Origin of the sequence: Candidatus Thiodiazotropha sp. CDECU1, assembly GCF_963455295.1 — a bacterium.
Taxonomy (GTDB): domain Bacteria; phylum Pseudomonadota; class Gammaproteobacteria; order Chromatiales; family Chromatiaceae; genus Thiodiazotropha.
In genome coordinates this window covers 2,423,884-2,450,527 of record NZ_OY734020.1, presented here as the reverse complement: position 1 = coordinate 2,450,527, position 26,644 = coordinate 2,423,884, and the positions used below count along the sequence as shown (strand labels likewise).

General features: G+C 51.9%; 28 protein-coding genes. 12 read left to right on the top strand and 16 right to left on the bottom strand.

What is annotated here, in order from left to right; all coding sequences use genetic code 11:
* Positions 1-8: 8 nt before the first annotated feature.
* The gene (locus tag R2K28_RS11155; protein WP_316369722.1) at positions 9-458 is read left to right on the top strand and encodes a YaiI/YqxD family protein; all 450 of its coding nucleotides are present in this window, start codon (positions 9-11) and stop codon (positions 456-458) included.
* Positions 459-495: 37 nt separating this feature from the next.
* Here the strand turns inward: R2K28_RS11155 and R2K28_RS11150 are convergent, their stop codons facing one another.
* Complete coding sequence (locus R2K28_RS11150; RefSeq protein ID WP_316364400.1) at positions 496-711, bottom strand: YgaP family membrane protein; 216 nt, start codon at positions 709-711, stop codon at positions 496-498.
* Positions 712-895: 184 nt separating this feature from the next.
* Here R2K28_RS11150 and R2K28_RS11145 point away from each other — a divergent pair, with 184 nt between their 5' ends.
* The 8 genes from R2K28_RS11145 (at position 896) to R2K28_RS11110 (ending at position 8,937) form a co-directional block, all read left to right on the top strand.
* Positions 896-1,600: a DNA alkylation repair protein gene (locus R2K28_RS11145; protein WP_316364399.1), complete on the top strand. Its 705-nt coding sequence runs from the start codon at positions 896-898 to the stop codon at positions 1,598-1,600.
* Positions 1,601-1,675: 75 nt separating this feature from the next.
* Entirely contained in the window at positions 1,676-2,119 is a 444-nt protein-coding gene (locus R2K28_RS11140; protein ID WP_316364397.1) for a hypothetical protein, read from the top strand.
* Positions 2,120-2,147: 28 nt separating this feature from the next.
* Positions 2,148-2,789 (top strand): energy-coupling factor ABC transporter permease, encoded by a 642-nt coding sequence (locus R2K28_RS11135; RefSeq protein ID WP_116445397.1) that lies wholly within the window; start codon positions 2,148-2,150, stop codon positions 2,787-2,789.
* Positions 2,786-3,337, top strand: a complete 552-nt coding sequence (locus R2K28_RS11130; protein WP_316364396.1) for a hypothetical protein — start codon at positions 2,786-2,788, stop codon at positions 3,335-3,337. Before R2K28_RS11135 ends, R2K28_RS11130 begins: the two co-directional genes overlap by 4 nt.
* Positions 3,330-4,106 (top strand): energy-coupling factor ABC transporter ATP-binding protein, encoded by a 777-nt coding sequence (locus tag R2K28_RS11125; RefSeq protein ID WP_316364395.1) that lies wholly within the window; start codon positions 3,330-3,332, stop codon positions 4,104-4,106. Before R2K28_RS11130 ends, R2K28_RS11125 begins: the two co-directional genes overlap by 8 nt.
* An 8-nt stretch (positions 4,107-4,114) precedes the next feature.
* Entirely contained in the window at positions 4,115-4,537 is a 423-nt protein-coding gene (gene nikR, locus R2K28_RS11120) for a nickel-responsive transcriptional regulator NikR (RefSeq protein ID WP_316364394.1), read from the top strand.
* A 211-nt stretch (positions 4,538-4,748) separates the two neighbouring features.
* A complete protein-coding gene (locus tag R2K28_RS11115; protein ID WP_316364393.1) occupies positions 4,749-7,658 on the top strand; it encodes a proline dehydrogenase family protein in 2,910 nt (969 codons plus the stop codon).
* A gap of 247 nt (positions 7,659-7,905) precedes the next feature.
* Positions 7,906-8,937: a GGDEF domain-containing protein gene (locus R2K28_RS11110; RefSeq protein WP_316364391.1), complete on the top strand. Its 1,032-nt coding sequence runs from the start codon at positions 7,906-7,908 to the stop codon at positions 8,935-8,937.
* A gap of 52 nt (positions 8,938-8,989) precedes the next feature.
* On the opposite strand, the gene R2K28_RS11105 is transcribed toward R2K28_RS11110, so the two are convergent.
* From R2K28_RS11105 to R2K28_RS11095, 3 genes are read right to left on the bottom strand one after another with little or no spacing between them, the layout of a single operon-like run.
* The gene (locus R2K28_RS11105) at positions 8,990-9,931 is read right to left on the bottom strand and encodes an aldo/keto reductase (RefSeq protein WP_316364390.1); all 942 of its coding nucleotides are present in this window, start codon (positions 9,929-9,931) and stop codon (positions 8,990-8,992) included.
* A complete protein-coding gene (locus R2K28_RS11100; RefSeq protein WP_316364389.1) occupies positions 9,915-11,240 on the bottom strand; it encodes an NTP/NDP exchange transporter in 1,326 nt (441 codons plus the stop codon). Before R2K28_RS11100 ends, R2K28_RS11105 begins: the two co-directional genes overlap by 17 nt.
* A gap of 48 nt (positions 11,241-11,288) precedes the next feature.
* Positions 11,289-11,972, bottom strand: a complete 684-nt coding sequence (locus R2K28_RS11095) for a hypothetical protein (RefSeq protein ID WP_316364387.1) — start codon at positions 11,970-11,972, stop codon at positions 11,289-11,291.
* 182 nt (positions 11,973-12,154) lie between these two features.
* On the opposite strand from R2K28_RS11095, the gene R2K28_RS11090 reads away from it, so the two are divergent.
* Positions 12,155-12,865, top strand: coding sequence for a hypothetical protein (locus R2K28_RS11090; RefSeq protein ID WP_316364386.1), 711 nt, complete (start codon positions 12,155-12,157; stop codon positions 12,863-12,865).
* A gap of 13 nt (positions 12,866-12,878) precedes the next feature.
* Here the strand turns inward: R2K28_RS11090 and R2K28_RS11085 are convergent, their stop codons facing one another.
* The 5 genes from R2K28_RS11085 to R2K28_RS11065 all read right to left on the bottom strand — a co-directional run bounded on the left by R2K28_RS11085 (position 12,879) and on the right by R2K28_RS11065 (position 17,581).
* Positions 12,879-13,601: a GDSL-type esterase/lipase family protein gene (locus tag R2K28_RS11085; RefSeq protein ID WP_316364385.1), complete on the bottom strand. Its 723-nt coding sequence runs from the start codon at positions 13,599-13,601 to the stop codon at positions 12,879-12,881.
* Positions 13,602-13,758: 157 nt separating this feature from the next.
* Positions 13,759-14,412 (bottom strand): glutathione S-transferase family protein, encoded by a 654-nt coding sequence (locus R2K28_RS11080; protein ID WP_316364384.1) that lies wholly within the window; start codon positions 14,410-14,412, stop codon positions 13,759-13,761.
* A 161-nt stretch (positions 14,413-14,573) separates the two neighbouring features.
* Positions 14,574-15,053: a rhodanese-like domain-containing protein gene (locus R2K28_RS11075; RefSeq protein ID WP_316364383.1), complete on the bottom strand. Its 480-nt coding sequence runs from the start codon at positions 15,051-15,053 to the stop codon at positions 14,574-14,576.
* Positions 15,054-15,504: 451 nt separating this feature from the next.
* Positions 15,505-16,488 (bottom strand): toll/interleukin-1 receptor domain-containing protein, encoded by a 984-nt coding sequence (locus tag R2K28_RS11070; RefSeq protein ID WP_316364381.1) that lies wholly within the window; start codon positions 16,486-16,488, stop codon positions 15,505-15,507.
* Positions 16,481-17,581, bottom strand: a complete 1,101-nt coding sequence (locus R2K28_RS11065) for a hypothetical protein (protein WP_316364380.1) — start codon at positions 17,579-17,581, stop codon at positions 16,481-16,483. Before R2K28_RS11065 ends, R2K28_RS11070 begins: the two co-directional genes overlap by 8 nt.
* Before the next feature lie 168 nt (positions 17,582-17,749).
* On the opposite strand from R2K28_RS11065, the gene R2K28_RS11060 reads away from it, so the two are divergent.
* Entirely contained in the window at positions 17,750-18,745 is a 996-nt protein-coding gene (locus tag R2K28_RS11060) for a transposase (RefSeq protein WP_316364379.1), read from the top strand.
* A gap of 412 nt (positions 18,746-19,157) precedes the next feature.
* On the opposite strand, the gene R2K28_RS11055 is transcribed toward R2K28_RS11060, so the two are convergent.
* Positions 19,158-19,520 carry a hypothetical protein gene (locus tag R2K28_RS11055; RefSeq protein WP_316364378.1) on the bottom strand — a complete coding sequence of 121 codons (363 nt, stop codon included), beginning with the start codon at positions 19,518-19,520 and terminating at the stop codon, positions 19,158-19,160.
* An 850-nt stretch (positions 19,521-20,370) separates the two neighbouring features.
* On the opposite strand from R2K28_RS11055, the gene R2K28_RS11050 reads away from it, so the two are divergent.
* Positions 20,371-21,372: an integron integrase gene (locus R2K28_RS11050; protein ID WP_316364377.1), complete on the top strand. Its 1,002-nt coding sequence runs from the start codon at positions 20,371-20,373 to the stop codon at positions 21,370-21,372.
* On the opposite strand, the gene R2K28_RS11045 is transcribed toward R2K28_RS11050, so the two are convergent.
* From R2K28_RS11045 to R2K28_RS11020, 6 genes are read right to left on the bottom strand one after another with little or no spacing between them, the layout of a single operon-like run.
* On the bottom strand, positions 21,369-21,992 hold the full coding sequence (locus tag R2K28_RS11045; protein WP_316364376.1) for a V-type ATP synthase subunit D: 624 nt from the start codon (positions 21,990-21,992) through the stop codon (positions 21,369-21,371). The genes R2K28_RS11050 and R2K28_RS11045 overlap by 4 nt on opposite strands.
* A complete protein-coding gene (locus tag R2K28_RS11040) occupies positions 21,989-23,368 on the bottom strand; it encodes a V-type ATP synthase subunit B (protein WP_316364374.1) in 1,380 nt (459 codons plus the stop codon). Before R2K28_RS11040 ends, R2K28_RS11045 begins: the two co-directional genes overlap by 4 nt.
* Positions 23,365-25,164: a V-type ATP synthase subunit A gene (locus R2K28_RS11035; RefSeq protein WP_316364373.1), complete on the bottom strand. Its 1,800-nt coding sequence runs from the start codon at positions 25,162-25,164 to the stop codon at positions 23,365-23,367. The genes R2K28_RS11040 and R2K28_RS11035 overlap by 4 nt, the downstream gene beginning before the upstream one ends.
* Before the next feature lie 2 nt (positions 25,165-25,166).
* Positions 25,167-25,799 carry a V-type ATP synthase subunit E gene (locus R2K28_RS11030; protein ID WP_316364372.1) on the bottom strand — a complete coding sequence of 211 codons (633 nt, stop codon included), beginning with the start codon at positions 25,797-25,799 and terminating at the stop codon, positions 25,167-25,169.
* Positions 25,800-25,814: 15 nt separating this feature from the next.
* Positions 25,815-26,138 carry a V-type ATP synthase subunit F gene (locus R2K28_RS11025; RefSeq protein ID WP_316364371.1) on the bottom strand — a complete coding sequence of 108 codons (324 nt, stop codon included), beginning with the start codon at positions 26,136-26,138 and terminating at the stop codon, positions 25,815-25,817.
* A 2-nt stretch (positions 26,139-26,140) separates the two neighbouring features.
* Positions 26,141-26,578 carry an ATP synthase subunit C gene (locus tag R2K28_RS11020; protein WP_316364370.1) on the bottom strand — a complete coding sequence of 146 codons (438 nt, stop codon included), beginning with the start codon at positions 26,576-26,578 and terminating at the stop codon, positions 26,141-26,143.
* Between the last annotated feature and the right edge of the window lie 66 nt (positions 26,579-26,644).

The window sequence follows — 26,644 nt, the reverse complement described above, 5'->3', positions numbered from 1 at the left end:
CGTAAATGATGAAGGTTAAGCAGATTTGGGTGGATGCGGACGCCTGTCCGAAGGTGATCAAGGAGATTCTCTATCGTGCCGCGGAGCGGGTTGAGATTGCCCTGATCCTGGTCGCAAACCAACCATTGCAGGTGCCGGGTTCCCGTTATATTCGCACGGTTCAGGTGGGGGCCGGTTTTGATATCGCCGATAACTACATCGTGCAGCAGATTGAGCCGGGAGATCTGGTGATTACGTCAGACATCCCTTTGGCTGCCGAGGTGATACCGAAAGGGTGCCTGGCGTTGAGTCCGCGGGGCGATCTCTTCACTGAGGAGAATATCCGCCAACGCCTGAACATGCGTGATTTCATGGATACATTACGTGGCAGTGGCATACAAACCGGCGGCCCAGCAGCCCTCAACCAGTCCGATAGGCAGGCATTCGCCAATCAACTCGATCGATTGCTGGCCCGCTGATCCGGTATCACTGTATGCTGGATTCAGCAATTCAAGACTATTTCAAGCCGACCTTTTCGCCGCTGGAGCGGGTATCGAGGCTAAGCACCGAATAGAGTGGGCAGATGGCGAATAGACCGGTCAGCAACAGAATGACCCCTATCCAACCGATCGGGCTCTGTATGCCATAGAAGATATTGCCGACCAGCAGAATGCCAACGATGATGCGCACGATACGGTCAGTTTTACCGACATTCTTTTTCAGTAAATCCATATCTCTTGCTCCTGGTTGCGAGTGCAAGAAAACTCTACCATATTTTACCTGGGGTTTTATTATTGTTGTGCAACCGATTCACAAATGTTTTCACAGCCAACTGAGACTATGGCCAATTGCAGAGTGGTGAGAGATAGGCTGTACGGCAGTCGATGAAGGCATACAACCAAACCAAGGTCGAGCTATGGATGCAAAACAGTTGCATCAACGGTTACGTGGGTTAGGGGATCCCGCTATAGCGGAGCATTCTCAACGCTTCTTCAAAACTGCCAAGGGTGAATATGCTGAAGGGGACCGCTTCTTGGGTATTCGGGTTCCCGTCCTCAGGCAGCAGGCCGGAGAGTACCTGCATATGCCCATCAAGCAGCTGCTTCGTTCGTTGCGCTCCGTCTATCATGAAGAGCGGCTCTGCGCGGTATTGATAATGGTATTGAAATATCAGCGCGGTAGCGATGTGGAGAGAGAAGCGATCTTTCAGCACTACTTGAGTAACACGCAATATATCAATAACTGGGATCTGGTAGACAGCAGTGCCTACCACATCCTAGGCCCACATCTCGAATATGGGGATAGACACCCGCTCTACAGACTGGCTCGGTCAGATAGCATATGGGAACGTCGTATGGCTATTATATCAACTCTATATTTCATTAAAAAACAACAATATGAAGATACATTAAAGATATCGCTTGAGCTTTTGAGCGACCCCCATGACTTGATACACAAGGCTGTTGGCTGGATGCTGCGGGAGGTCGGTAATCGAGATCTCAATGCCGAGCAGACATTCCTCGCCCGGCACTACCAAAAAATGCCCCGCACCATGCTCCGTTATGCCATTGAGAAATTTCCTGAAAAACAGCGTAAAGCCTATCTGCAGGGCCGGGTCTGATGGGCATATTTCATAGCTGTACTGTTTGAGTGAATATGTCATACTTGTTATGAAAAATATTATTTTCTTCATACCATGGCGACAAGCAATAAGATTCAATCCCTTTTCCTGCTTCTCCTGCTGAGCTATGCGCCCCTTGCCCTGTCCCATGGGGTGGGATTGGCGATGGCCCGTCAGGAGGCACAGGTCATCTGGCTCCAGCATGCCGATGACACCCCCCTGGCCGATGCGGATTATGAACTCTCCGTGGTCGGTGCGAACACGCCCTATCAGACCGGGCAGACCGATGCATTGGGCAGAGTGGTGTTTATTCCCGGGGATCTCCTGCGGTGGCGATTACGGGTCTTCAGTGAGGATGGGCATGGTGTGGATAAGACCTTCGAATTGACTGCCGCTGGGGCAATACACTCGCATGATGATCACGGATATTCCCATATCACGAAACTGATTTTGGGTATCGGTATTCTGCTCAGCGTTTTCGGCGTCGTGATGCTGTTTGTGAAAAGGAGTAAACATTGATGCGGTCTATGCATCCCAACTGTTGATTATGCATATTCCCGACGGCTTTATCGCACCACAGTTTTATCTGCCGGCCTATGCAGTCACAGGGGGATTCTGGGTATGGGCGGTACGCGGGCTTAAACAGAGACTGGATGAGGAGACCATACCCCGTTTGGCTGTGATCACGGCCCTCGCCTATGTCATTGGTATGGTCATGTTGCCGCTGCCGGGGGGCAGTACCGGGCACCTGGTGGGTATAGGCATGCTGGCGATGCTGTTTGGTGTCAGGCTCGCCTTTCTGGCCTACAGTCTGGTGTTGTTGTTGCAGGCGCTTCTGTTTGGTGCCGGGGGCATTACCGCACTGCCGGTGAATGCGCTCGCCGTCGGCCTGGTCGGCGCCATCACGATGACCCTTTTCATGGGTTGGCGAAGTGAGCGATATCAGTTGCCCTTCCTTGTTGCTGGTGCATTTCTGGCAGTGGTGATACCCGCATTGCTGATCGCATTGGTATTAGGGATTCAACCTGCCATCGCGCAACGAGATGATGGAACGCCGCTGTTCTTCCCTTTCGGTCCCGAGGTGGTGATTCCTGCCATCCTTTTGCCGCACCTGGTGATCGGCGGGTTAGAGGCGCTGCTTACCCTGGCCGTGTGGCGCTATGCCAAGACAAGGGGATGGCTGGCATGAGTGATCTGCGCTGGGTGCTGCTCTATCTGCTTGCCGTGGTGGTGGTAACGCTGATACATCAACCCCTCTATCTATGCATCGGCCTGATAGCCGTGGTGCTGTTATCAGGATCGCTTCGTTGGCGTCTGTTGCGTAAGGCCTTCTTCTCCATGCTACTGTTCAATCTAACCGTCTCCCTGGGCTATCTGGCGATTGCCCTGATCCGGGATGAGTTGCGTATGGATTATCTGTTGTTGATCAACAGCCGCGTATTGTTGCTGGTAATGCTGGGATTCTGGTTGAGTGCCAGGATCAATTTCGCCAATGCCTTGAGATTCTCACCCACGCTTGCATTTTTGACCACCTTGGCGGCGGGGCAGATTCGCCTGATGAGTCGGGTTATCAACGATTATCGGACGGCTTTCGAAAGCCGATGCCTGAAAAGACCGAATTGGCGTGAACGCACCCGGCTTGCCGTGGCTCAGACCGAAGCGGTGGTGGAGCAGTCCCATCATGCCGCAACCGAGATCAGCCAGGCGATGCGTTCCAGGGGTGTGTTCAATGATTGAGTTGGAGGGTATCGGATTCAGTTGGCCTGAAGGTCCCCCTGTCATCAGAGATCTGACCCTGCGGGTTGAGCCCGGTGAGAAACTGGTGGTGCTGGGTGCCAATGGCTGTGGCAAGACAACCCTGCTCAAGCTATTGAACGGTCTCCTGTTTGCCACATCGGGAAACTATCGCTACAGGGGAGATGCGGTATCCAGGCAACTTGTCCGCAGCGGCCCATGGGCGAATCGGTTTCGACGTGAAATGGTGCTGCTTTTCCAGCACCCGGAAGCTATGCTGTTCAATCCCACGGTCGCCGATGAGATTGGCTATGGCCCACGCCAACTGGGTCTGCCGGAAAGTGAAAAACTGATTCATGAATGGGCGCAACGTTTGGGTCTTCAATCACTGCTGGACAAAGCACCCTACAGTTTATCCGGCGGAGAGAAGAAGAAAGTGGCCCTGGCTGCAATACTCGCCCTTGAACCAAATTGTCTACTGCTTGATGAACCGATCGCCAACCTGGATCCACGCAGCAGTGGTTGGGTGGTCGATTATCTGCTTACTACGGAGGCGACGGTGATTATCACCACCCATAACCTGAGCATGGCCGCTGAATTGGGAGAGCGCTGTATTATCATGGATGAGCAGGGCAGGCTCTGTTTCGACGGCCAGGTCAAGCAGGCATTGGCTGATATGGATCTATTGCAGCGAGCCAACCTGGTGCATCGGCACCAGCATCGGCACGGTGCGATCAGCCATTCCCACCCGCATGTCCACGATTGGGAGTAGAAATAACCATGCCGGAAAACAATGAGCTTGCCCGTGTCACCGTTTCCCTGCCCGAAGGATTACTGCATGAACTGGACAAACGATTTATCGATCAGGGCTACGCTTCCCGTTCTGAACTGGTACGGGATATGATCAGGGAAAAACTGGTGGAGGAGCGCTGGGCCGATGAGCAGGAGGAGGTATTCGGTGTTTTGACCATCAGCTATGACCACCATCAACGGGGATTGACCGAGAAGATCAACCATATCCAGCACCATAGTTATATCAATGTCCTCTGTACCACCCATGTGCACCTCGATCACCACCATTGCCTGGAAACCATCATCGTGCGGGGCAAACCCGATGAAATCGAACAGCTGGTCACCAAGATAGGTGGTATGCGAGGGGTGAGATTCTCCAAATTGACCCGAGCCTCAATACCTTCAATGTGAAACGATCTATAACCTATCAAGCACAACCATGGGTGGGGTTTCATGAGAATCGTGGAAACCGCTGAATAGTTTTGAGTTGCCTGGGTCATACTGCTGCACTGGTTGATGAAAGAGGTTATCCAGGTAAACCATAACTCTTACTCCCGCCGGATATTTCTTCTATTGTTTTTACAAGGAGCAGTTGAATAGTTGCTATCGATGGGAGGCTCGGGTGAATAGGGAGCTGGAAGAAAGTATTCAAACCATTGGCCACCAGTTGTGGGCTGAGATGCAGTCGAGATCCGATACAGGTCCTCGAGGATGGATCGATCGATTGCTTGCACAATTACTCACTGACGATCACTTACGCCTGCAGGGGCTGCGCTTCGTCGATACTGTACCCCTGCTCACCGACGATACGCAGCTGGTGAACCATTTCAGGGAATATTTCTCCGCAATCGATGATCATCGATTACCGCCGCTTCTTGCGTGGGGGATCAGACGAAGCACGAAACTCGCACTGCCGGCAGTGATGGCACCGGTGATCCGCACTGCGGTACGCCAGGTCGCCCACCGCTTCATCGCCGGGGAGGATGCTGACGGCATACTCGGCTCCGTCGTCAAACTGCAAGGCAGAGGGGTTCGTACAAGCCTGGATATGTTGGGTGAGGCGACGGTGAGTGAGGCGGAGGCCCAAGGTTATCAGCAGGCCTATCTCGATCTGATTGCCAGGGTGTCCGAAAGCGGCAAATCGGCTGTTTTGGAGAGTGACTTGAACCTTTCTGTCAAGGTCTCCTCCCTCTATTCACAGATCTCGGCCGTGGATACCGAAGGCAGTATTCGTCAGTTGGCTGAGCGCCTTCGGCCGATCTGCAATGCCGCCATGGCAGCGGGATTCAGTGTTACCCTCGATATGGAGCAGTACGACTATAAAGCGATCATCCTGCAGCTCTTCAAACAGCTTGCCATGGAGGAGCCATTCCGCCAATGGGATGGCTTGGGGATAGTCATTCAGGCCTATTTATGCGACGCGGATAGTGATCTTGCCGATCTCATAGGGTGGGTTGAAATGCGGGGAACGCCCATCATGGTGCGCTTGGTGCGGGGCGCCTATTGGGATATGGAGACCGTGATAGCCCAGCAACAGGGTTGGCCGATTCCGGTATGGACCAATAAAGACGATACCGATGCCTGCTATGAACGCTGTCTGGTTCGACTGTTCGAGTCAGCGTTAATTCGGCCAGCGGTGGCTACCCATAACCTGCGCAGTATCGCCTGTGCCATGGCCCTGTCCCAGTCGACGGGAAGAGGTCCGGACGACTACGAGTTTCAGATGCTGTATGGCATGTCAGATGCCTTGGAACCACTGTTAACCGAGCGTGATTTGACATTGCGTCTCTATCTGCCTTTTGGTGAGCTGTTGCAGGGTATCGCCTACCTGGTGAGGCGCCTGTTGGAGAATTCTTCGGATCAATCGATTCTACCCTTGATGCCGAGCCTGGATATCGCTCAGATATTACAACCTCCCCAGCCAAGGGATGTTGATGAAACCCCGGTTGTGACTGGATTCGTCAATCAGCCCCTGCATCGCTTCACGCAACATGAAGAGCGTGAGAAATTCGCCGCCACGATAGCGTCCGTGGAGAAAGAACTGGGTAAAACCTACCCGCTGATGTTATCGGGCCACATTGCTTTGCAGGAGCAGGCCATCGACTCCACCAATCCCGCTGATCCGACACAATTGATTGGCAGGGTCGTCAGTGGCGGTGCCGATGATGCAGAAATGGCGCTCCGCCTGACCCTGTCGGCCACTCGCGACTGGCGTGAACTGAGTTTCAACCAGCGGGCAGACTACCTGGATCGTATTGCCGGGGCATTGGCGGATCAGCGTGACTGGTTTGCCGCATGGGAGGTTAAAGAAGCGGGTAAGGGTTGGGCCGAGGCGGATGCGGATGTGGCGGAGGCGATCGATTTTCTTCAATACTATGCACATCGCGCGCGAAAGTTGGATGGTGGCTACAGCCCATCCCTGCCAGGAGAGGAAAACCACCTAAACTACCAGCCTCTGGGCATCGGCGTGATACTTCCACCTTGGAATTTTCCCCTGGCGATCCCGGTGGGGATGCTCTCGGCCGCCATTGTCTGCGGCAATTGTGTGATTCTTAAACCAGCATCACAGACACCTGTGGTTGCCTGGCACTTTTGTCAGCTGTTGCAGGAAATAGGACTTCCTGAGGGCGTGGTGACCTGTCTACCCGGCAGCGGGGCAGAGATCGGTGAAGCCCTGGTGCGGGATCCACGCACCCATTTTGTCGCATTCACCGGCTCCAAGGAGGTGGGTCTGCATCTCCATAAACTGATGTCGGAGATCACTGACGGGCAGCGCCATATCAAGCGTCTGATCGCCGAGATGGGAGGCAAGAATGCGATTATTATCGATGCGGATGCCGATCTGGATGATGCGGTCACCGGTGTCATCGATTCCGCGTTTGGTTATCAGGGGCAGAAATGCAGCGCCTGTTCCAGGGTGATCTGTGTGGATTCGATTCACGACAGATTCGTATCACGCCTGACAGAGGCGACCCGAAGTCTGTGCATGGGGGATCCAAAGGAACCCGGTAGCAGGATTGGCCCGGTGATCAGTGAAGAGGCAAAACAGCGCATAATGCAGCATATCGAAGAGGCCAAAATCACGGCTAAACCACACTTCATCGGTGGTTGGGAGCCGAATCAGGCCCACTATATTGCACCTGTCATCTTCACCGATGTGGAGGAGGAGTCAGCGTTGTCGCAAGAGGAGATATTCGGGCCGGTACTGGCGGTGATGCGGGCAAAGGATTTCACGGATGCCCTGCGTATCGCCAACAGTACCGCCTACGCCCTCACCGGCGGGCTCTATTCCCGACTACCTTCCCACTTGGAGCAGGCGAAGCGGGAGTTTGCGGTTGGCAATCTCTACATCAACCGAAAAATTACTCGTGCGATGGTGTATCGACAACCGTTTGGCGGATTCAGATTAAGTGGTATGGGATTCAAGGCGGGTGGGCCAGACTATCTGCTGCAATTCCTGCAAGCCAGAAATGTAACTGAGAACACGTTGCGGAGAGGTTTTGCGCCCAGTAATCTTACCACTGGAGATTGATTACGCTTTGGCAACGATTGCAGACGAATAATTGCAGGATAAAACAACATCCTATGTATATAATGTTACATGAACTTACGAATAATATTCAGATAATTGCCAATACACAAGCTGATCAATGTATCCTACGACCTGAAATATAAACTTAATTTTATTATGGAAATTATAAGGGGATTATATTTAGTGTAGTTAGGTATACACAATAATATTAGAAGTAGATATGGAACAAACGCCAGATAAACAACTAATGAAGATGTACCCAGACTCGAAGGAAAAGGCCGGTGAGATATTCCGTCTGACAACCGCATATCTGGCAAAGCATGATCTAATTCTAAATCCAATCAACTTCAGCCTTGCATACCACTATGTCACTGGTGTGAATACCGCCTTCAACAAACGTATGGATGAACTGTTGGAGAACGAAGGAGGCTGGCAGGATGAAAGCGTCGGTAAACTCTTCAGGCACTATGTCTGCTCTTGTGATGAGGCGGTTCTCAGGGACCTGAGAGAGGAGCTGATGGACATAGTCGCCCATACATTGGGCACCATGATCGATCTAACCGGCAAAACCTCGTTAACCAATGAAAAGATAAAAAGGCATATCGACACATTGGCGGAGAGCGAGAAGATAGAAAATGTAATGCAGGCGGTCTCCTCGATCATTGCCGAGACTCGGTCATTGGTTACCGAGACTAATCAGTTCGAAACTCAACTGCTCAATTCCACTGACGAGGTTGAAAAACTCAAGGAGGAGTTGAGTTATGCCAGACAGGAAGCGATGTTGGATCCGCTGACAGGTGTGATGAATAGACGTGGATTCGATCAGACACTCGCAACGGTGATCAGCGAGGTGCTAGACCAGCAGCATGCCGCCAATTTTTGTCTGGTGCTCATCGATATAGATCGTTTCAAAGAGGTCAACGATAATCATGGCCATCTTCTGGGAGATAAAGTGCTTCGTGCAGTAGCCGAATTGTTGACCCGTCATACCAAAGGTAAGGATGCCTGTGCGCGCTTCGGTGGTGACGAGTTTGCTATCCTGCTTCCGGATATCGGTTCCAATAATGCAAAGAATCTGGCTGAGTATCTGCGCTCCACTATCGAGAAGATTGTCCTCAAACGGCCGAATACCGGTGCTGTAGTGGGTGGCATTTCAGTGTCGATCGGCGTAGCAGCATTCCGTATGGGTGAAACCATTGAAGACTTCCTTAACCGCTGTGATCAGGCGCTCTATCGCTCAAAATCACTAGGCAGAAATCGGGTGACGCTGGCCGATTAAGGATATGTCGTTGCTCAATGTCACTGGTATTCACTGCTAACCAAACAGTTGTTCACCCTCGCGAAAGTTGCTCGAAGGTCTTTTCCATCTCTTTGCGCGTTTCTTTATTGGGCAATTTCCCAAAGCCTGCACTCATGTTATCAAGCATATGATGGGTCTTTGAGGTTGCGGGTATGGTGCAGGTGACGGCTGGATGGGAGACGATATATTTAAGGAAGAACTGACCCCAGCTATTGCATTCGAACTCATCTACCCAATCCGGTAGCGGTTTTTCCTTGACCAGCCTGAACAGGTTGCCGCGTGCGAAGGGACGGTTGACAATCACAGCGATACCCCTGTCCCTGGCCAGGGGCAACAGCTTCTCTTCTACCGCCCGGTCTCTGATGTTGTAACTCATTTGCACGAAGTCGAAAGGGTGGGTGGATAGAGCCTGATACAACTCATCGTGATCACGGCCATGGGATGTGGTAATGCCGATGTAGCGGATCTTACCCTCCGCTTTCATCGCATTCAGTGTCTCAAGGTGGGTCTGCCAGTCTCTTAGGTTATGAATCTGCATGAGATCGAAACGCTCAATACCCCATAACTTCTTTGACATCGCCATCTGGGTAACGCCATGTTCCTTGCCGTCGGTCCAGACCTTGGTGGCAGCAAACAGGGATTCTGCTCGGATATCCTTTAGCAGCATACCCAGTACGTGTTCAGCGGAGCCGTACATGGGGGATGAATCAATCAGCGATCCTCCCATTTTAAAAAACTGTTCCAACACCTTGCCCAGGTTGGCTATCTTTTCCCTGTTTCCCGCCGAGTCGAAGGTGCGAGAGGTGCCCATGCCGATTACCGGTATTTCCTCATTACTGACAGGTATCGGTTTTTTAATCGGTGTTCGTTCGGCGGCTTGAATCAAGCCGGGTGAGATCCAATAACTGCCGGCCAAACCGGCTATCAGTTTGAGTAGCTCCCGGCGCCCGATTCGACTATCCGATCTGTTCATAGCGTCCTCCTCCGGAGTGAGAATGTGATCCATTTGCCAGAATAGTTTGCCGCCGACCCAGTCTGTATGCAATCCATGCCCATGCCAGGGAGAGAGGAACGGCGATCCAGGCGATGCTGGAGAGAGAGAGGCCGGCCGCTTTAAATCCAGCATAGACCCAGGAGCTGACAGCATCACCACCACGATAGACTACGGTGTCGATGAAATTCTTTGCCTTGTATTTCTCTTCCCGGCTAAGGACAACATATAGCATCTCACGGGCTGGCCGCATGATGGCATAATTACCCGCGCGTCTCAGTATTTGAACAGTGATCAGTGTCGCTAATGTGGGAAAGAGTCCAAGCATGATAAAACCCAAGGCAAGCAGCAGTGGGATCAATGCCAATGTAATACCCAGTCCCACTCCCTTGACCAGGTGCGAGGTAATAAAAATCTGCAGTAACAAGGTGAGCACATTAACGCTGAGATCAATGGTTGCAAAGATAGCAGTGCGGGTTTCAGAGTTTGAAAATGCCTCTTTTACGATCTGTGCCTGCTGAAAATAGAGGAAAGTGGAGAGCAGCGTAAACAACAGCATCATTAGGCATACTCCCAACAGGTAGGGGGAGGAGAGGGCAAGGCGTATACCGTCGAGGATTGCCCCTCCCATTGGCTCTTCAAGGAGTTGCCGGGTCTGTTCGACTCCATTCTGAGTCTGTTGCCAGGCAACCAGGCGATAAATACTGATCACCGATAGACCAAGCAATCCTGCCGATATCAACAGCATTGGTGCCTTACCCAAGGATTGAACCAGGAGGGCGGTCAAGAGAGGGCCTGTAATCGCACCGATTGTTCCTCCTGCGGCGATGATGGCGAATAACCGCTTGGCTTGTTCATCTTTGTAAAGATCGGTCATGAAACTCCAGAAAACCGAGACCACGAAAAGATTGAAGACGCTCAGCCAGACAAAAAAGATACGGGCGGTATAGACTTGTGAAAAACCGGATTCGAAAAGGAGATAGAAAATAAGAATATTACTGATAAAAAAATAGTAGACATAGGGTAGAAACTGTTTGCGCCGTAGCCGCGAAGTTACATAACCGAACAGTGGCACCACTAGCAACATGGCAAAAAAAGTGGCGGTAAAGAGCCAATGTAATTTCTCGACGCCGGCGATAACTCCCATCTCATCACGGATCGGTCGCAGTATGTAGTAACTGCTCAGCAAAGAGAAAAAGTAGACAAAGGACCAGACCACTGCACGACCTTCGCCCTGATTGATATTGACCATGCGCTGAGTCAGGTTATGGATGGTGAAGGGTTGATTCATGCAGACAGTTCCTTCCAGGAATTATGCTCGGTGCATGGTTGCCGACATTCAGGGATTCATGTGGTGGCGCATCCTTTCCAGTAGGGCATGTGCCTGATTGATGAACTCCGGAATCCGATCAGGTTCCAAGCGCTCATCCTTGTGGTAGAAGATTACTTGATCACCCTTGCTCTCGACCACCCAGCCAGGCTTGTTTCCAAGATGCGTAAGTAACTCATCATTGAAGAGTGATCTGAGCTTTGCCTCTTCCCGTGCCGCTAAACGATAGTTTTGAGAAAAGCCGGCAGCATCATCAAAGGCCACTGATCTGAAGTCTGTATTCAGGGTGCGTTTAGAGTTGTCATTCGGACTCAGGTCGAAATGGGGCAGGGGGGTGATTTCATGGAAGGCAACCACTGTCTGCATATGGGTCAGTATCACCCCTTCATCGGAATAATTGGGGATTTCACGTCTACCTTCAAACCCCTCTGTGGCATCGAATGAGTAGTTGAAGACTAATATACGATCACCATTTCGCCCACCTCGCATCATGTTCTGGATAAGTGGCTGTCCCTGGCTGAACAGATAGTAATCCGCTGTATCGATGAACTGTGGCAGACGCTGTTGACCCGGTTCGAGTGTTAGGCCGATACGCTTGGCAGCTCTATCGAGTCCGTCACGTCGTTGACTTTCGAAATACCAGGCGGCAGTGAATATGACAGCGACAATAAGCAGAAAAATCGTGATTTTCATTCTCCTTTCCCCCCTAAACTCCACTGGCAAGCCCGGAAAACCTGGTCCTGCATACCAAATCACGGCAACACAGCTAGAATCTCGAATCTTTGATTTAAGATTCTATCAGGGTTGATGCTAGGATTGCCGGTGGATTTAACAAAAATTTATTTTATAAGCGGATGGCGGACGGGTGCAAAACAGTGAGCGATTTACACATAGGCAAACAATTCGAGGGTGATCTCGATCTGCAAAAGGCACAAGATATCAAGTTACCTAAGACCCTGTTTGTTGCCGGTAATCTCAATCTATCCGCTAGCCATAATATTCGTTTGCCCAAGCGCTTACATGTCTCCGGGAATCTTGACTTGTCGGAAACGATGATCGAGGAGTTGCCTGGGAAGCTGCGGGTCGATGGTGACCTCAGCCTATTCAGTACCAGGGTCCGTAGTTTGCCGAAAGCTATACGACTTGGTGCCGGGCTTGATCTGCGGGCAAGCAGAATCATGAAGCTTCCCACGGGATTGGTGGTGCCGGGTGATCTCGAACTCTCCGGCACGCTGATTGAGAGACTACCGAAAAACCTTATTGTGGGTGGCGACCTCTATCTGGGCAACTCCGAGCTGACTGAACTTCCCGCACGACTCAAGGTGGGTGGGGGTTTGGATCTGTCAGCGACACCGATCAAGGAGCTGCCGAATGGCCTCAATGTTGGTGGCTGGCTGAATTTGGTCGGTACCTCGATAAAACGCCTTCCCAAAGGGCTAAAGGTAGGGAAGTGGTTGGACCTTCGGGCTCTTGATATCAAAAAGCTACCCAAGGATCTGCAAGTGACGGGTGACCTCTATCTGGCGGGTACGCGTATAAAGAGGATGCCCGGCACCATCAGGGTGGGAGGAGATATCGAGTTTTAAGGGCGTTTCCCGTTTAGTTACAGAGTCCGTGTTTTTCGATCAGCTGCTTTTCTAAAAAAGGTAGTGCAAAGGTTTGCAAATCCTGATAGGCCTGATCGGTTATATGAGATAAATCGTCTGTGTAATAGCCTTGCTTGCGATTTCCCTCTTCATTTGTCATCAGTTTCTGGATCTCCAACACCCCAATACCATGCTCGTTCGCATAGCTTCTGATCCACTCGTTGACCGCCAATACATTTGAACTGATATAATCTTGGAAACTGCGTTTTCCCAATACTGATCCTATGAATTGCATGACCGATGTAATTATGTCCGACTCAAGTCCAAAAGTGACCTCAGTCGCGACTATCGGAATGATTCCCTCATTTATTGTGCGGTCAATCATCTGTTTCAGGTTATCAATGGCTATCTGACGTGTTCGCATCTCCTGTTCCATAGGGGCATTGGAGAAATCGTTTATATGGCCCCATATGATGATAGCCGTTGGTTTGGAGGAGATGGCATCGGCAGCAAAACGTTCGCGAACCTGGGTAGAGGTTTCACCTGATACGCCTTTATTTACCACCGGGAGACATGCGACCTGGCTTAGTGGCCAGCCTTTTAAATAGGATGCGCCAATCATGACAATTTTCTCTGAGCCGCCAGGATCGTTCGCACTATCAGTCACTTCTATGTCTGCATTTGTCACGCTTGAGAATAGAAGAAGTGCTATACAAATAAGAATGAGCTGTTTCATGGATAGAAAATATCCTTACTGATTAAGTCAAAATAAGTTAAACGATTTGTAATATTCTATTCTGTCATTGATGTGTCAGTTTATATAAATGTTAAAAAATTTGTAAGGTCCGGTAGTCGCCCTTTATCTGTAGGATCCATTGCTTTAGATGTGGTATTCAAAGTTCACAGTCCTCGATGATCTCGGTCTCCAGCTTTCCGGCCTCGATCCACTCATTGATTTCAGGCTGTTGCATGACAGTGTCAACATATTCTTTCGCCACACCAATTAATTGAATATTGTAACCACTGAATCTCAGGGCAATTGGAGCAAACATTGCATCCGCTATCGAGTAATCACCGAAAAGCCATTTGCCGGTAAAGCCGAACTCGCGACGACATCTTTCCCACAGAGATTTAATTCTATCTATTTCTCTTTCAGCCTCATGGGAGAGCGATATGGAAGTAATCTGCTTGCGACAGTTCATTGGCAATTCATTCCTTACATGCATAAAGCTGGAGTGCATTTCAGCACTCACAGACCTGGCTACTGCGCGAGCCATCCGGTCATATGGCCAACCCTTGCCATTGAGATATACTTCTGAAACATATTCCAGTATCGAGAGCGAATCCCAAACAATCAAATCACTGTCTTGCAACACAGGTACTTTATGGTCTGAGTCATATTCGGCCAACTCCTGCTCAGTGGTCTCAACAAATAGTGAAATCCTCTTTTCTTCAAATTTCAGTTTGTTGTGACGTAGGAATATCCAGGGCCTCAATGACCAGGAAGAATAATTTTTGTTTCCAATTACCAAGGTTAAGTTGGTCATGATTGGGTACCTTATGGAGGTCAATACAGCAAATATATAATTCTTTTATTAAGCTTCAATTATCAGTCGACACAAAATGCGGAGTATTATTTGGTTGAATCAGCGTATTTTGCGTCGACTGAAAACACAACACAGACAAGAGTTACGCCTGTCTATAAGATCTATCCTTTTTCAAGTTTTTGGTAGGCCTGTTTTGTACCGTAATAAGTACTCAATGCCTGAAATCCACCTTTCAAAATATAGACATTGTCAAAGCCAATATGACGAAGCGCTGTGCCTACGGCAGTTGCCCTTGCGCCAGATTTACATACGATAATTACTGGCTTGTCTGTAGGTATACGATCGAGATTTTTCTGATTAAAAAGTTCGTGCACAGGAATAATCAGGCTATCGGGCATCGATAGGGTGAAAACCCCCGTTTCGGCAGGTGTCCTGACATCAATGGCGACTACCTCTTTGCCTTCTCTGATATCCTTGGCAAATGCGTCGGGCTTGACAAAGTGGAGGGCCTTACCGGCATCTGCCTCAACAACCGGGGCGAACAGTTTTGCATAGCCTTTGGCCATGTCCGTATCGTAAGACCATGCAAAAGAACTCAGTGTAAGTGATACGAATCCAGTGATTGCAATAATGTGCTTCATAATTTACTACTCCCTAATATACCCCAGATTAAATTTAATCAGGCAAAGAATGTGGGGCACTATCTTTACTGAACACCTTGAAAACCAGGTAATGTTTGCATTTTGGAATCTCATCTTGTGGCGGTGGCAGGAATTATACGGTTGGCCACTATTTAGTTATCAAGTATCCAATGACGCCAATCTTCCAAACTTTGGCAGGTACAGGGGAATTCACCGCCCAGCCAAGTGCGACGGACGTAGCGGGAGATGCTGTGGTAGGGGTGCGTAGCTTCCAGGCTGATTAGGGTTTTGCTGTCTTGTAACATCACAACCTCCCTGTCGTATTTTGTGGTGTCAAACCTATCTAACTCATGTGATGATTGCAAGATTTATGTGGGTGTTTCCAGTTAATTCGTAAGAATGGATCTCTGACCGGGTTATTGGATGTCTTTACTGATTTTGTTCGTAGCTGTCAGCTTGCCTCGAATGTATCGAGTACTTTACGGGTGATAGCCTTGAGCGCCTGGTTGCGTTTTGACTTGTTAAGACTGTCAAGCGGTTTGGCGATATCGTGGGATGCTTGCTTGGCGTCAAGGCCGATCAGCTCATAGTGGCTGTCGCTGACAAGGATCCAGAAAAGCGTTAGATCACCTCGGTTAGCTGCCTCTAGAATCTTGGGTACTTCATGGGTTCGGATAAAGTCTGATGCGACGAACTCTGGGGTCACCAGCATAATAGCGATTTTCGCACGATCCAGTGCGGATTGAATTCTTGGGAACCAGTCAGTTCCGACTGGAATGTCTTTATCACTCCAGACCTCGAGCCTGTCCCACAGTCCCACCAAATGAATCTCGAGGTGGCGAAACCATACAGGATTGGCATGGCTGTAACTGATAAACACGCGGTCTCGAGACACGGATGTCGGCGTGGCCGCCGGGGATGATGTCATTTCCGTCGAATCGGGAATAATTGCATCGACGTCCAGTAGATCACGCAGGCGTACTTCTCCATCTTCCAGGTAGTTGATGTCCGACCATGGAATGAGTTTTGCGTCGATACCGTCTTTATTTTTCCATACTTGGAAGACACGGCGTGCAGCGGGACTGGGAAGATCGAGTTGTGGCGAAACGAAGCGAACGGTCTTGCGGCGGAAACCATGGCGTAGCGCATCCAGGTCGCGAGCCTTGTCACCATCGCTGAGTATCCAGCGTGGAACTTCCAGGAATACGATTTCCCAATTGTCACCTCTGGCACATGAGTAGGTGCGTTTCAGCTGGATATCATAGAGGTCTTCAACCTGCTCATCAGTAAGATTGGCACCGATATTCTGCAGGTGATTTTCCATTAGTGTGCGCCGGCTGTGCAGATGCATATGACGTAGGGCTTCTCCTGGATCGACAGCGACCGGTTCGCGAGTCGCCGTGCCGAAGCTCAGAACGTCTAGACTATTATGCATGCGACGCTCCTACTGCCGGAATCAGTTCCTGCGCTAATGACTCCAGACCTGTCGTATCACCTTTCGCATTCAGCACCTTCTTGATTAGTGCTTCCGGCACATGAGCGACATCGAACTCCTCGATATCGGCGAAACGGCTAACACTGTCGTCAATCTTATCGCCCACAAGGATCAGCAGAGGGCGTAGGTGTGTCGGCCCGGACGGTTGAGTACCGAGCTTGTCTTCAAGGATATGCGCCGTGGTTTGCAGTCCGGAAGCCACCTTCCAGTCGACCTCTGCGGCAACGACTTCGATCAGCAGTGAATCACCGTTGCGGCGTGCGATGAAATCGATTTCGTCGGTAAACGGATCCACCTCCGGGTCTCCGCTTGCTTCGAGCTGTGACATACTCCATCCGCATGCGTCCAACAACAGCCGGGTAGCCTTGAGGCCCTGTTTTCTGCGTTTCTCACGTTCCTCGCCGGACTGGGCAATGGGAAATCCAGTGTAAAACAGTACCGCAGAGCAGGCGAAAATCCAGTACCACTGGTGGAGGTCGAGACCGATCATCAGGAGCAGAGCGAATATACCGGCAAGTACTGCGAGCAAGATCCAATTGCGGTTGGTGAGCCACAGTGCATAGTAGGGCGAGCGTATACCGGCGAGACGCGGGTAGAGTCGGCGTGGCAGTTCGGAAGCTGTTATCAGCGAGACTGCGTAAAGGGTTATTGCAAAAAAACCAGACACGGCCAAGCCTATAGTATCCGCCCAGGAGAGATCCAGCTGCACATTCAGCAGTCCCATCAGGAAGATAACCAGACGCGTTGCCCAATAAGCAATGGCATAGTAAATCAGGGAAAAGCTGATCATGGCGGCATATGCGACCAGGCTCCAGGCGGCTGTGATCCATTCTCCCGGACTTGGTTCGGAAGTGGCATTTGATCGCAGTTTGCGGGTTTTCACCCACAGCATTCCAGCGGCACCGATTGCCACCAGTGGTAGTATCCACAGGGCATCGATGAAAAACAGGTAGGGCGTCGCGCCGACGACAGCAGCAACACCGGCAAGCAATGCAAGAAGCGTGACATTGGGCTTGATTTTGTCAGTCTTCAAGCTCGTCTCCTAAGCAGTGAGTATTGAACTGGCGGGTGTTTTGTATCAATTATACATGGTTAATCTCTAACTCTCTCTACTCTCTAAACCGGACACCCATCGATAATTTGCCAAAATCAGATAACTCTGGCAATCTCTAACAATTCCCATCTATCAAGGAGTGATACGATGCCCAAGCCAAGGAAAGCCCTTGTTCTACTGGAAGAAACCCCCTATTACCACTGCGTCTCCCGCTGTGTGCGCCGCGCCTTCCTCTGCGGTGTGGACACCCATACCGGCAAAAGTTATGAACATCGGCGCCAATGGATCGTCGATCGTATGAAACTGCTGGCGGATGTTTTCGCCATCGACATCTGCGCCTATGCCGTGATGTCAAACCACTACCACGTCATCCTCCATGTGGATACTGAACGTGCCGCCGAGTGGAGCGAGCAAGAGGTAATCACGCGCTGGGAGCGTCTCTTCTCGCTGCCTGTACTCCTCCAACGTTATCTCTCTCAGGACACCATGACCCGTGCAGAGCAGGAAACGGTTTCGGAACTGCTGACAAAATGGCGCAAACGGCTGCACGACATCAGCTGGTTCATGCGCTGTCTCAACGAACCGATCGCCCGTCAGGCCAATCAAGAGGACGACTGCACCGGGCGCTACTGGGAGGGCCGCTACAAATCCCAGGCCCTGCTGGATGAAAAGGCCCTGATGGCCTGTATGGCCTATGTGGACCTCAATCCGGTCAGGGCAGGGGTGGCACAGACCCCGGAGGAATCCGACTACACCTCCATTGCAGAGCGGACAGATCAACTCAAACGCGTTCAGAAACCTCTCGACGATAATGAAACACTCTACGGCCTGGTGCCCTTCGTCGGCTACCCTCGCCAGGACATGCCCAAGGGCCTGCCGTTTCGGCTCACAGACTATCTTGAACTGATCGATTGGACAGGGCGTGCCATCCTGGACAACAAACGCGGCTATATAGCTGATAACCAACCGCCCATTCTCGAGCGGTTACAGATCGATACCAACCATTGGCTCTACATGACCCAAAACTTTGAGAGCCGCTTCAAGGGGCTGGTCGGCATGAGTCACAGGCTCACCGCAGCATGCCGAAGATTGAAGTATCGACGAACGCCCAATCTCGGGGCTGTGCGGCTACTGCTTACGTAAATAATATTCACCGAGCAAAAACTGACTTTATCAGCGTAAGTTGAGGCACAACCCTGTCTGACACTGTGCAAACACAGTCTAAAAATTATTATTCATCTCAAATTATCAAGCCGTTTCTCGCAAAAAAAACTGTATGACTTAAATATCAGTGACTAGATGGGGTAACCCTATTGTTCAGTTGATGCGCGCGGGCTGTTAGATTTTAGATTGGGTGTCTTGTTTATCTGCTATCTGCGGCTACTGCGGCTACTGCTTACGTAAATAATACTCACCCACCTAAAACCGACTGCATCAGCGTAAGTTGAGGCACAATCCTGTCTGACACTGTGCAAACACAGTTTAAAATTACTATTCATCTACGATTATCAAGCCGTTTCTCGCAAAAAAAGCTGTATGACTTAAATATCAATGACTAGATGGAGCAACCATCTTGCTCAGTGATGCGCGCGGGATTGTTAGATTTTAGGTTGGGTGTCTTGTTTATCGCGGGTTCGGCCTTTAGATTGTCAATGAGCCCGTCTTCAACAAATTTTATTAACGTTCCAATAATTTGGGCCTGGATGTCTTTTGTTTCTGGTGGAACGTAAACAGTATTTTGCGGTATTTCCTCTCCTCCGAATTCTGCTGGAAATAATAGTAGAGGTACGAGCTTCCCTTCCCCAACTAACTTTATAGCTTTCTCCCTTGAGTCCACATTTGTGAAGTCATGTGGATTTTCTGCAAATGACATGGTAGCCCCCAAAATTGCGAACCCTAGAACAAGTAAGTATTTCATCGATGATTCTCGTTGTACACGTAACGACCTGGGTATGGGGCGCGCAGCGAAGCGAAGTGTCCCAGTGAGCGACAGCGAACGAACATGACCCGCTTGTTAGCGATACCTAGCAGTATCTTAAGTGGCATAATAATAGCCCCACTGCAAAAGCAAGCCCATATTGAGCAGTAACAACAGCCCAACCAAATATACTAAACCAATGAGTCCTCTTGTTTTCAAAAAGTAGTACGGCATATATGGTAACCAAAACATTAGAATGAGAAAGCCAAAATCATATGGTTTATAAATATTTGTTTTTGATCTCCCATCTTCAACAACCCACATTACAAGTAAAAACAAAAAAATCGTTGAGCTAATTTTTAATAAGTATTCGTTTGGGTATATTTCAATTATATATGCGATGAACTCATATAAAGCCATAAGAATTGATATGACTACCAAACCGATTGTTAAACTCCCTCTCTTGGACATTTTTGTTCGCTAACATATATTCAAAGGCACATTGCCTTATATCCCGTCAATTCACCCACTTCAAAGTGCAATCTTCCCACTATCCCGTAATTTATGCTGGATAGCGGGCCAAATGAACCTGTTTAAACGGGCAAGTTGCCTTATATCTAAATAACGAGGGGTGGTGATCAAGAAGTGACTTAACCTCCCTGTTAACACCTTATTTATACCATAATTCATGATTTTACCAATCGTTTGACCTGAATGACTAAGACGAGTAAGCAGTGGTCATCGTACAATTCGGGAAATGTTCCTTATATCTAAGCATCTTTTCTCGATTGACTTCTTCCGGGAACTAAAATACTATTATTTTAAGGGAGAACATAAAGAGAAAGTAATCATGGATGGTACCTGCCAGAAATCACCTTTTCTTCAAGAAGTTATCAACCAGATACGTGTGCGTCACTACAGCAGGCGAACTGAAGATACCTATATTCATTGGATCAAACGTTTTATTTATTATCACAAAAAGCGTCATCCAAAGGATATGAGGGAACGAGAAGTCTCTCAATTTCTTACCCATTTGGCAGTCAATGGTAATGTTTCAGCAAGTACGCAAAATGTCGCACTGAATGCATTGGTCTTTATGTACCGTTATGTGCTGGAACGACCTCTGAATGAAATCGATGGTATTGTCCGCGCCAAAAGACCGAAAAGACTTCCAGTTGTTCTGAACAGGCAGGAAGTGGCGCGGATTCTCAATAACCTGAATGGACAACAATGGTTGATCGGCTGTCTGCAATACGGTTCGGGGCTCAGGTTGATTGAGAGTGTCAGGCTAAGGGTCATGGATCTCGATTTTGATCACCGTGCGATCTATGTGCGGAGTGGTAAAGGGGGTAAGGATCGTGTGGTGACCCTCGCGGATGAAGTTGTTGTACCCTTGAAGCGCCATCTTGAAATTGTACGTACTTTGCACGAGCGTGACCTGGCGGAAGGGTTCGGGTCGGTTTATCTGCCTTTTGCTCTGTCGAAGAAGTATCCCAACGCAGACCGGGAATGGAAATGGCAATATGTGTTTCCCGCCACCCAGCGCAGCATCGACCCACGCTCAGAGGTCACCCGTCGCCACCATCTCGATGAGAGCAGCGTAAGAAAAGCGGTGAAATGTGCGGTGCATGCAGCCGGTATAAATAAAAAGGCCAGTTGTCACACATTGCGTCACTCGTTTGCAACGCATCTCCTGGAGCGTGGTCAGGATATTCGGACGGTACAGGAGCAACTTGGACATAAGGATGTTCGCACAACTCAGATCTATACTCACGTGCTCAATCGTGGAGGGTCTGCCGTTCGCAGTCCTTTAGGGGAGGTCTTGCAAGGTGAAGAGAAGGCAGCGGGTTAAATCTTCTCCTGATCCCGCAACACCTTCACCTGAAACAACGCATTCCTCTCTTCCTCTTCAAGCGCATTCTCAATAAACCGAATCGTATTGCGATACTGGGGAATGATGTTATAGCGCAACGCATTCACCCTTTTCTGCGCCTTGCGCTGTTCCGCGATCAAGCGATTCAGACTCATGGAGACCTCACCCATCTTCGCCAGTTGCAGTGATGCTTCAGCAAAGTGCAGACGGGTTTCATCGAAGCTGGGATCGGTGCCGAGGAGGCCGACCGGGTTGAGGGGGAGCAGTTCGCCGGTGACCGACGGAAACTCCACGCCCAGGTTGCGGCGCGGCAGGATTTTCAGATCGAGCACCGGCTTAACTCCGATGGCCGCCTGGTTGAGGGCGCGGCTGCCCATTCGCAGCTGTAGCATGCTGAGCCAGTGATAGGCTTGCTTGGTCGCTTCATGGGCCTGATCCCTGATTTTGCGATACTCGCCGATGCGCTGATAGACCAGTCGGGTGAGCAGCTCCCGCTTGCGTTCCAGCAGGCTATGGCCCTCTTCCAGAAAATTCAGCTGCCGTTTCAGGTTCAGCAGGGTGTTCTTGGTCGGGGCCGCCTTGATGCGTTTGCCGGTCATGCGCTCTGCCGATGGTATTTGGCGATTTCGGTTTCGTTGACCCGGGTCAGGGCCTGAGGCGGGAAGCTGGAGAGCAGGTCCCAGGCCAGGTTGAGGGTCTCTTCGATACTGCGGTCCTCATCCTCCCCCTGTTGCACGAAGCGTTGTTCGAAGGCATCGGCGAACTCCAGGTAGCGGCGGTCACGGGCGGAGAGTTCGTCGGCGCCGATGATGGAGGCCAGGTTGCGGGTCTCCAGGGCCCGGGCATAGAGGGCGTAGAGCTGGTTGGAGACGTGGGGATGATCCTCACGGGTGAAGTCCTTGCCGATGCCGTCCTTCATCAGACGCGACAGGGAGGGTGAGATGTGCACCGGGGGATAGATACCCTGGTTGTGTAGCTCACGGCTGAGCACGATCTGTCCCTCGGTGATGTAACCGGTGAGGTCGGGGATCGGATGGGTGATGTCGTCACTGGGCATGCTCAGCACCGGCACCAGGGTAATGGAACCGTGGCGATCCTTGATGCGGCCGGAGCGCTCGTAGATCTCCGCCAGGTCGGAGTAGAGATAGCCGGGATAGCCCTTGCGTGCCGGCACATCGCCCTTGGCGGTGGCGACCTCACGCAGCGCCTCGGCATAGTGAGTCATGTCGGTCATCACCACCAGCACGTGGCGATCGAGATCGAAGGCCAGGTACTCCGCCGCCGTCAATGCCATGCGGGGCAGGGTGAGACGTTCCACCGGCGGGTCGTCGGCCATGTTGACGAACATCACCACGTTGCCCAGTACGCCTGATGAGGCAAACTCCTCCTGAAAGAAGCGGGCATCCGCATAGGAGACCCCCATGGCGGCGAAGACCACCGAGAAACGGCTGTCGTCATCGGGCAGTTTGGCCTGGCGTACGATCTGCGCGGCGAGGCGGTTATGGGGCAGGCCGGAGGCGGAGAAGATCGGCAGCTTCTGGCCCCGTACCAGGGAGTTGAGACCGTCGATGGTGGAGACACCGGTCTGGATGAACTCCCGGGGGTAGGTGCGGGCCGCCGGGTTGAAGGCGGCGGCACTGATGCTGCGTCTCAGGTTGGAGACGATGGGAGGACGGTAGTCCCGCGGCTCTCCCAGGCCGCTGAAGACGCGACCGAGGATTTCAGGGGAGAGGGCGATCTCCACCGGCTCATCCAGAAAACGCACCCAGGTGCTCTCCAGGTCGATCTCAGCGGTCCCCTCGAAGACCTGGATCAGCACCTCTTCGTTGGAGCTGCGGATCACCTGGCCGTTGCGGGTGTTGCCCTGCTGGTCGCGGATATGCACCCGGTCGCCAAAGGCGATATTCGGCACCCCGGCGACGGTCAACAGGCCGCCCCGGGCGGAGGAAGCGGTTCGATACTCCTTGGCACTCATGCTGTCTGTTCCCCCCGTTGTGCATATTCGGAATGGATCGCCTTGAAATCGCTCAGCGCCTCATCTCGAAAGGTCTTCAACTGATCGATCTGGGATGAGTCGTAGAGCTCCTTGCAGCGCCGCAGGCGGGCCAGGATGGGCATCTCGGCAAGCTCCTGCACAGGTACGCCGAGTTCGATCAGGGCGGCGCCTTCGTCATACACGGTAAGGATCAGGTCGAGCAGCATGAACTGCTTCTCCGGCGAGGAGAAGGTATCCACCGGATCCAGGGCGCTCTGCTGCAGCACACCCTCTTTGATCAGGGCGGAACCCTCCAACACCCAACGCTGGGCGGATGAGAGGGCCTCGGGGCCCACCAGGTTGACGATACGCGACAGTTCCGCGTCCCTTGCGAGCATGGCCAAGGCCTGGGCGCGGCGCTTCTCCCAGCTGCGGTCGATATTCTCGTGCCACCACTCGGCGGCGGTACCCACGTCGGCGGAGAAACTGTCGACCCAGTCGATGGCCGGGTAGTGGCGGGCGTCCGCCAGCTCCTTGGACAACGCCCAGAAGGTCTGGATGATCTCTTTGGTATGGCTGGTGACCGGCTCGGAGAAGTCGCCACCGGGGGGCGAGACGGCGCCGATCAGGGTCACCGAGCCCTTGCCACAATCCATGGTCTCGACCCGGCCGGCGCGTTCGTAGAAGGCCGCCAGGCGGGAGGCGAGGTAGGCGGGGTAGCCCTCTTCCACGGGCATCTGGCCAAGGCGGCCGGAGACCTCGCGCAGGGCCTCGGCCCAGCGGCTGGTGGAGTCGGCCAGCATGACCACGTCATAGCCCTGATCCCGATAGTACTCGGCGATGGTGATACCCACGTAGATCGACGCCTCACGGGCCACCACCGGCATGTTGGAGGTATTGGCGATGAGCAGGGTTCGGTCCATCAGAGGGCGGCCGGTATAGGGATCCTTCAGTTTGGGAAAGCTGTCGAGTACGTCCACCAACTCATTGCCACGCTCGCCGCAACCCACGTAGATGACGATGTCCGCATTGGCCCAGCGGGCGACCTGGTGCTGCACCACGGTCTTGCCTGCGCCAAAGGGACCGGGTACCGCGCATTTACTCCCTTTGAGCAGGGGGAAGAAGGTATCGAGGATGCGCTGTCCGGTGATCAGGGGTTCGACACCGTTGTCCCGGCTCTGATAGGGGCGGGGCTTGCGCACCGGCCAGCGGTGGTAGAGCTTGAGATGATGCACCCGGCCTTGACGGTCGCGTACCTGGGCGATGGTCTCTTCCAGGTTGTAGTCCCCCTCGGGGGCGAGTTCGATCAACTCTCCTTCGATGTTTGGCGGTACGACGATTCGATGTTCGACGGTCTCGGTCTCCTGCACCACCCCGAGACGGGCGCCGCCGATGATCGGCATGTTGGGTTCAAGGTTTTCGCTGGGGAGGAAGTGCCAGAGTTTCTCGCGATCCAGGGGCAGGGGGCTGAGGCCGCGGGGTATCTGATCACCGGCCTTGAGAAACATCTCCTCCAGGGGTCGCTGCACACCGTCGAATATACCGCCGATGAGACCCGGACCGAGTTCCACCGAGAGAGGATGGCCCAACCCTTCCGCCGGTTCACCCGGTCGCACCATTTCGGTGGATTCGTAGATCTGGGCCAGGGCCTCGTCACCCTCCAGGGAGATCACCTCACCATACAGGCCGAGACTGCCGATGCGCACCTGCTCACCGTTCTGCACCCCTGGAAGCCTGATCGTGACGATGGGGCCGTTGATATCTTGAATGGTGCCTTTCTTGTTTTCTTGTTTCATTGTCAAAGTGCCTGTCCATCACTGATCGGGGGTAGCAGCCTTTCCACCATTGCCTGGTGCACCTTGCGTTCCAGGCGGGCGAGTCGGCCCTCGAAGGTATGATCGATCTGTACGCGATTGTCGGCTGTGGTGATCAGGCAGCCTCCTATGGTTTCGATGCTCTCTTCCTGCAGCTCGAAGGTCTTACCCGCCACCAGATTCGAGGTGAGTTGATCCCATTTTGTTTTCAGACGGCGCAGGTCATTGGCGTTGACCGATACCAGCAGCTGTTTTTCTTCAATCTGTGCTGCCGCCTGTTGTAGAAATGCCGTTATCAACTCAAAATATTTTTCCTCGTCCTGGGTCAGGGCCTGCATCTTCTGCTGCAAGCGGTCGACCACCACCTGCACCAGGTTCCAGCGCATATGGTCCATCTTGCTGTGCAGTTTCAACTCATCGGCCTGAACCTTACGCAAATAGGCCCTGTCCGCCAGGGATTTGGCCAGCAGGGTCTCCTTCTCCTCGCGTAGGTGAAGACGTTCGCTGGCTTCTCGCAGGATATTCTTGCGTCCCGCTTCGGCTCGGCTATGACACTCGTTGGCCATCAGTTCGGCCCGTTCAAGGATCGCTTTTTCAAGCGCTTCAACCTGATTCAATGTCGCTCTCCTGTGTTATCCACCAGTCAGTTTTTTCAGTTGACCGTCCAGGTCGGAATGGAACTCTTCGGGATCGTGCAAAGATGGGACCTCGGACAGGACGATACGCCCGCCTTCACTGCGAATCTGATCCAGCAGTTTGGAGCCGAGCTGATTCATGGACTGCTCGATTATCAGCAGCGCCCGCTCCCTCTCCTGCAGCAGTTGGGACAGTAATTCATCCATTTTGCCGCTGTCCGGCTCGGTCAGGGTTTCAAAACCGATCAGACGGAAGCCGTCTGTCAGGGCATGACTGCCGACGAAGATCTTTCTGACCCTGTGTGCTGTTGTATCCGACACTTTCAGATCTTATCCAGCAACAGAATACTCATTACCAGGCCGTAGATGGCGATACCTTCCGCCAGGCCGAGATAGATCAGGGTGCGGCCGAAGATCTCCGGTTTCTCAGCCAATACGGCCAGCGATGCTGCACCGATGGGCCCCACTGCAATACCCGCGCCGATGGTACTGAGCGCAGTCGGTATGCCCACACCGATGATGCCGAGGCCGAGGCCTATGGATATCTCACCGCCCGCTTCGGCTACCTCTGTGGCGGCCATTACCTCGTTGGCCCCCATGAAGATCAGTGCCGCCTGGGCGGCGACAAAGACCAACAGGTTGATGCCGATGGTCGGCTTGAACCATGGCTTGCTCACCTTGGCCGGCTGCATCTCCATGATAACGCCGGTGATGATGATGCCGGCGATACCCAGGGTCATTACTGCGATAAGCCAATACATAACTTGCTCCTCTTTTTTGTTGAGTTTTAAGTTTTGAGTTTTTAGTTTTAAGTTGATGTGTTCGCT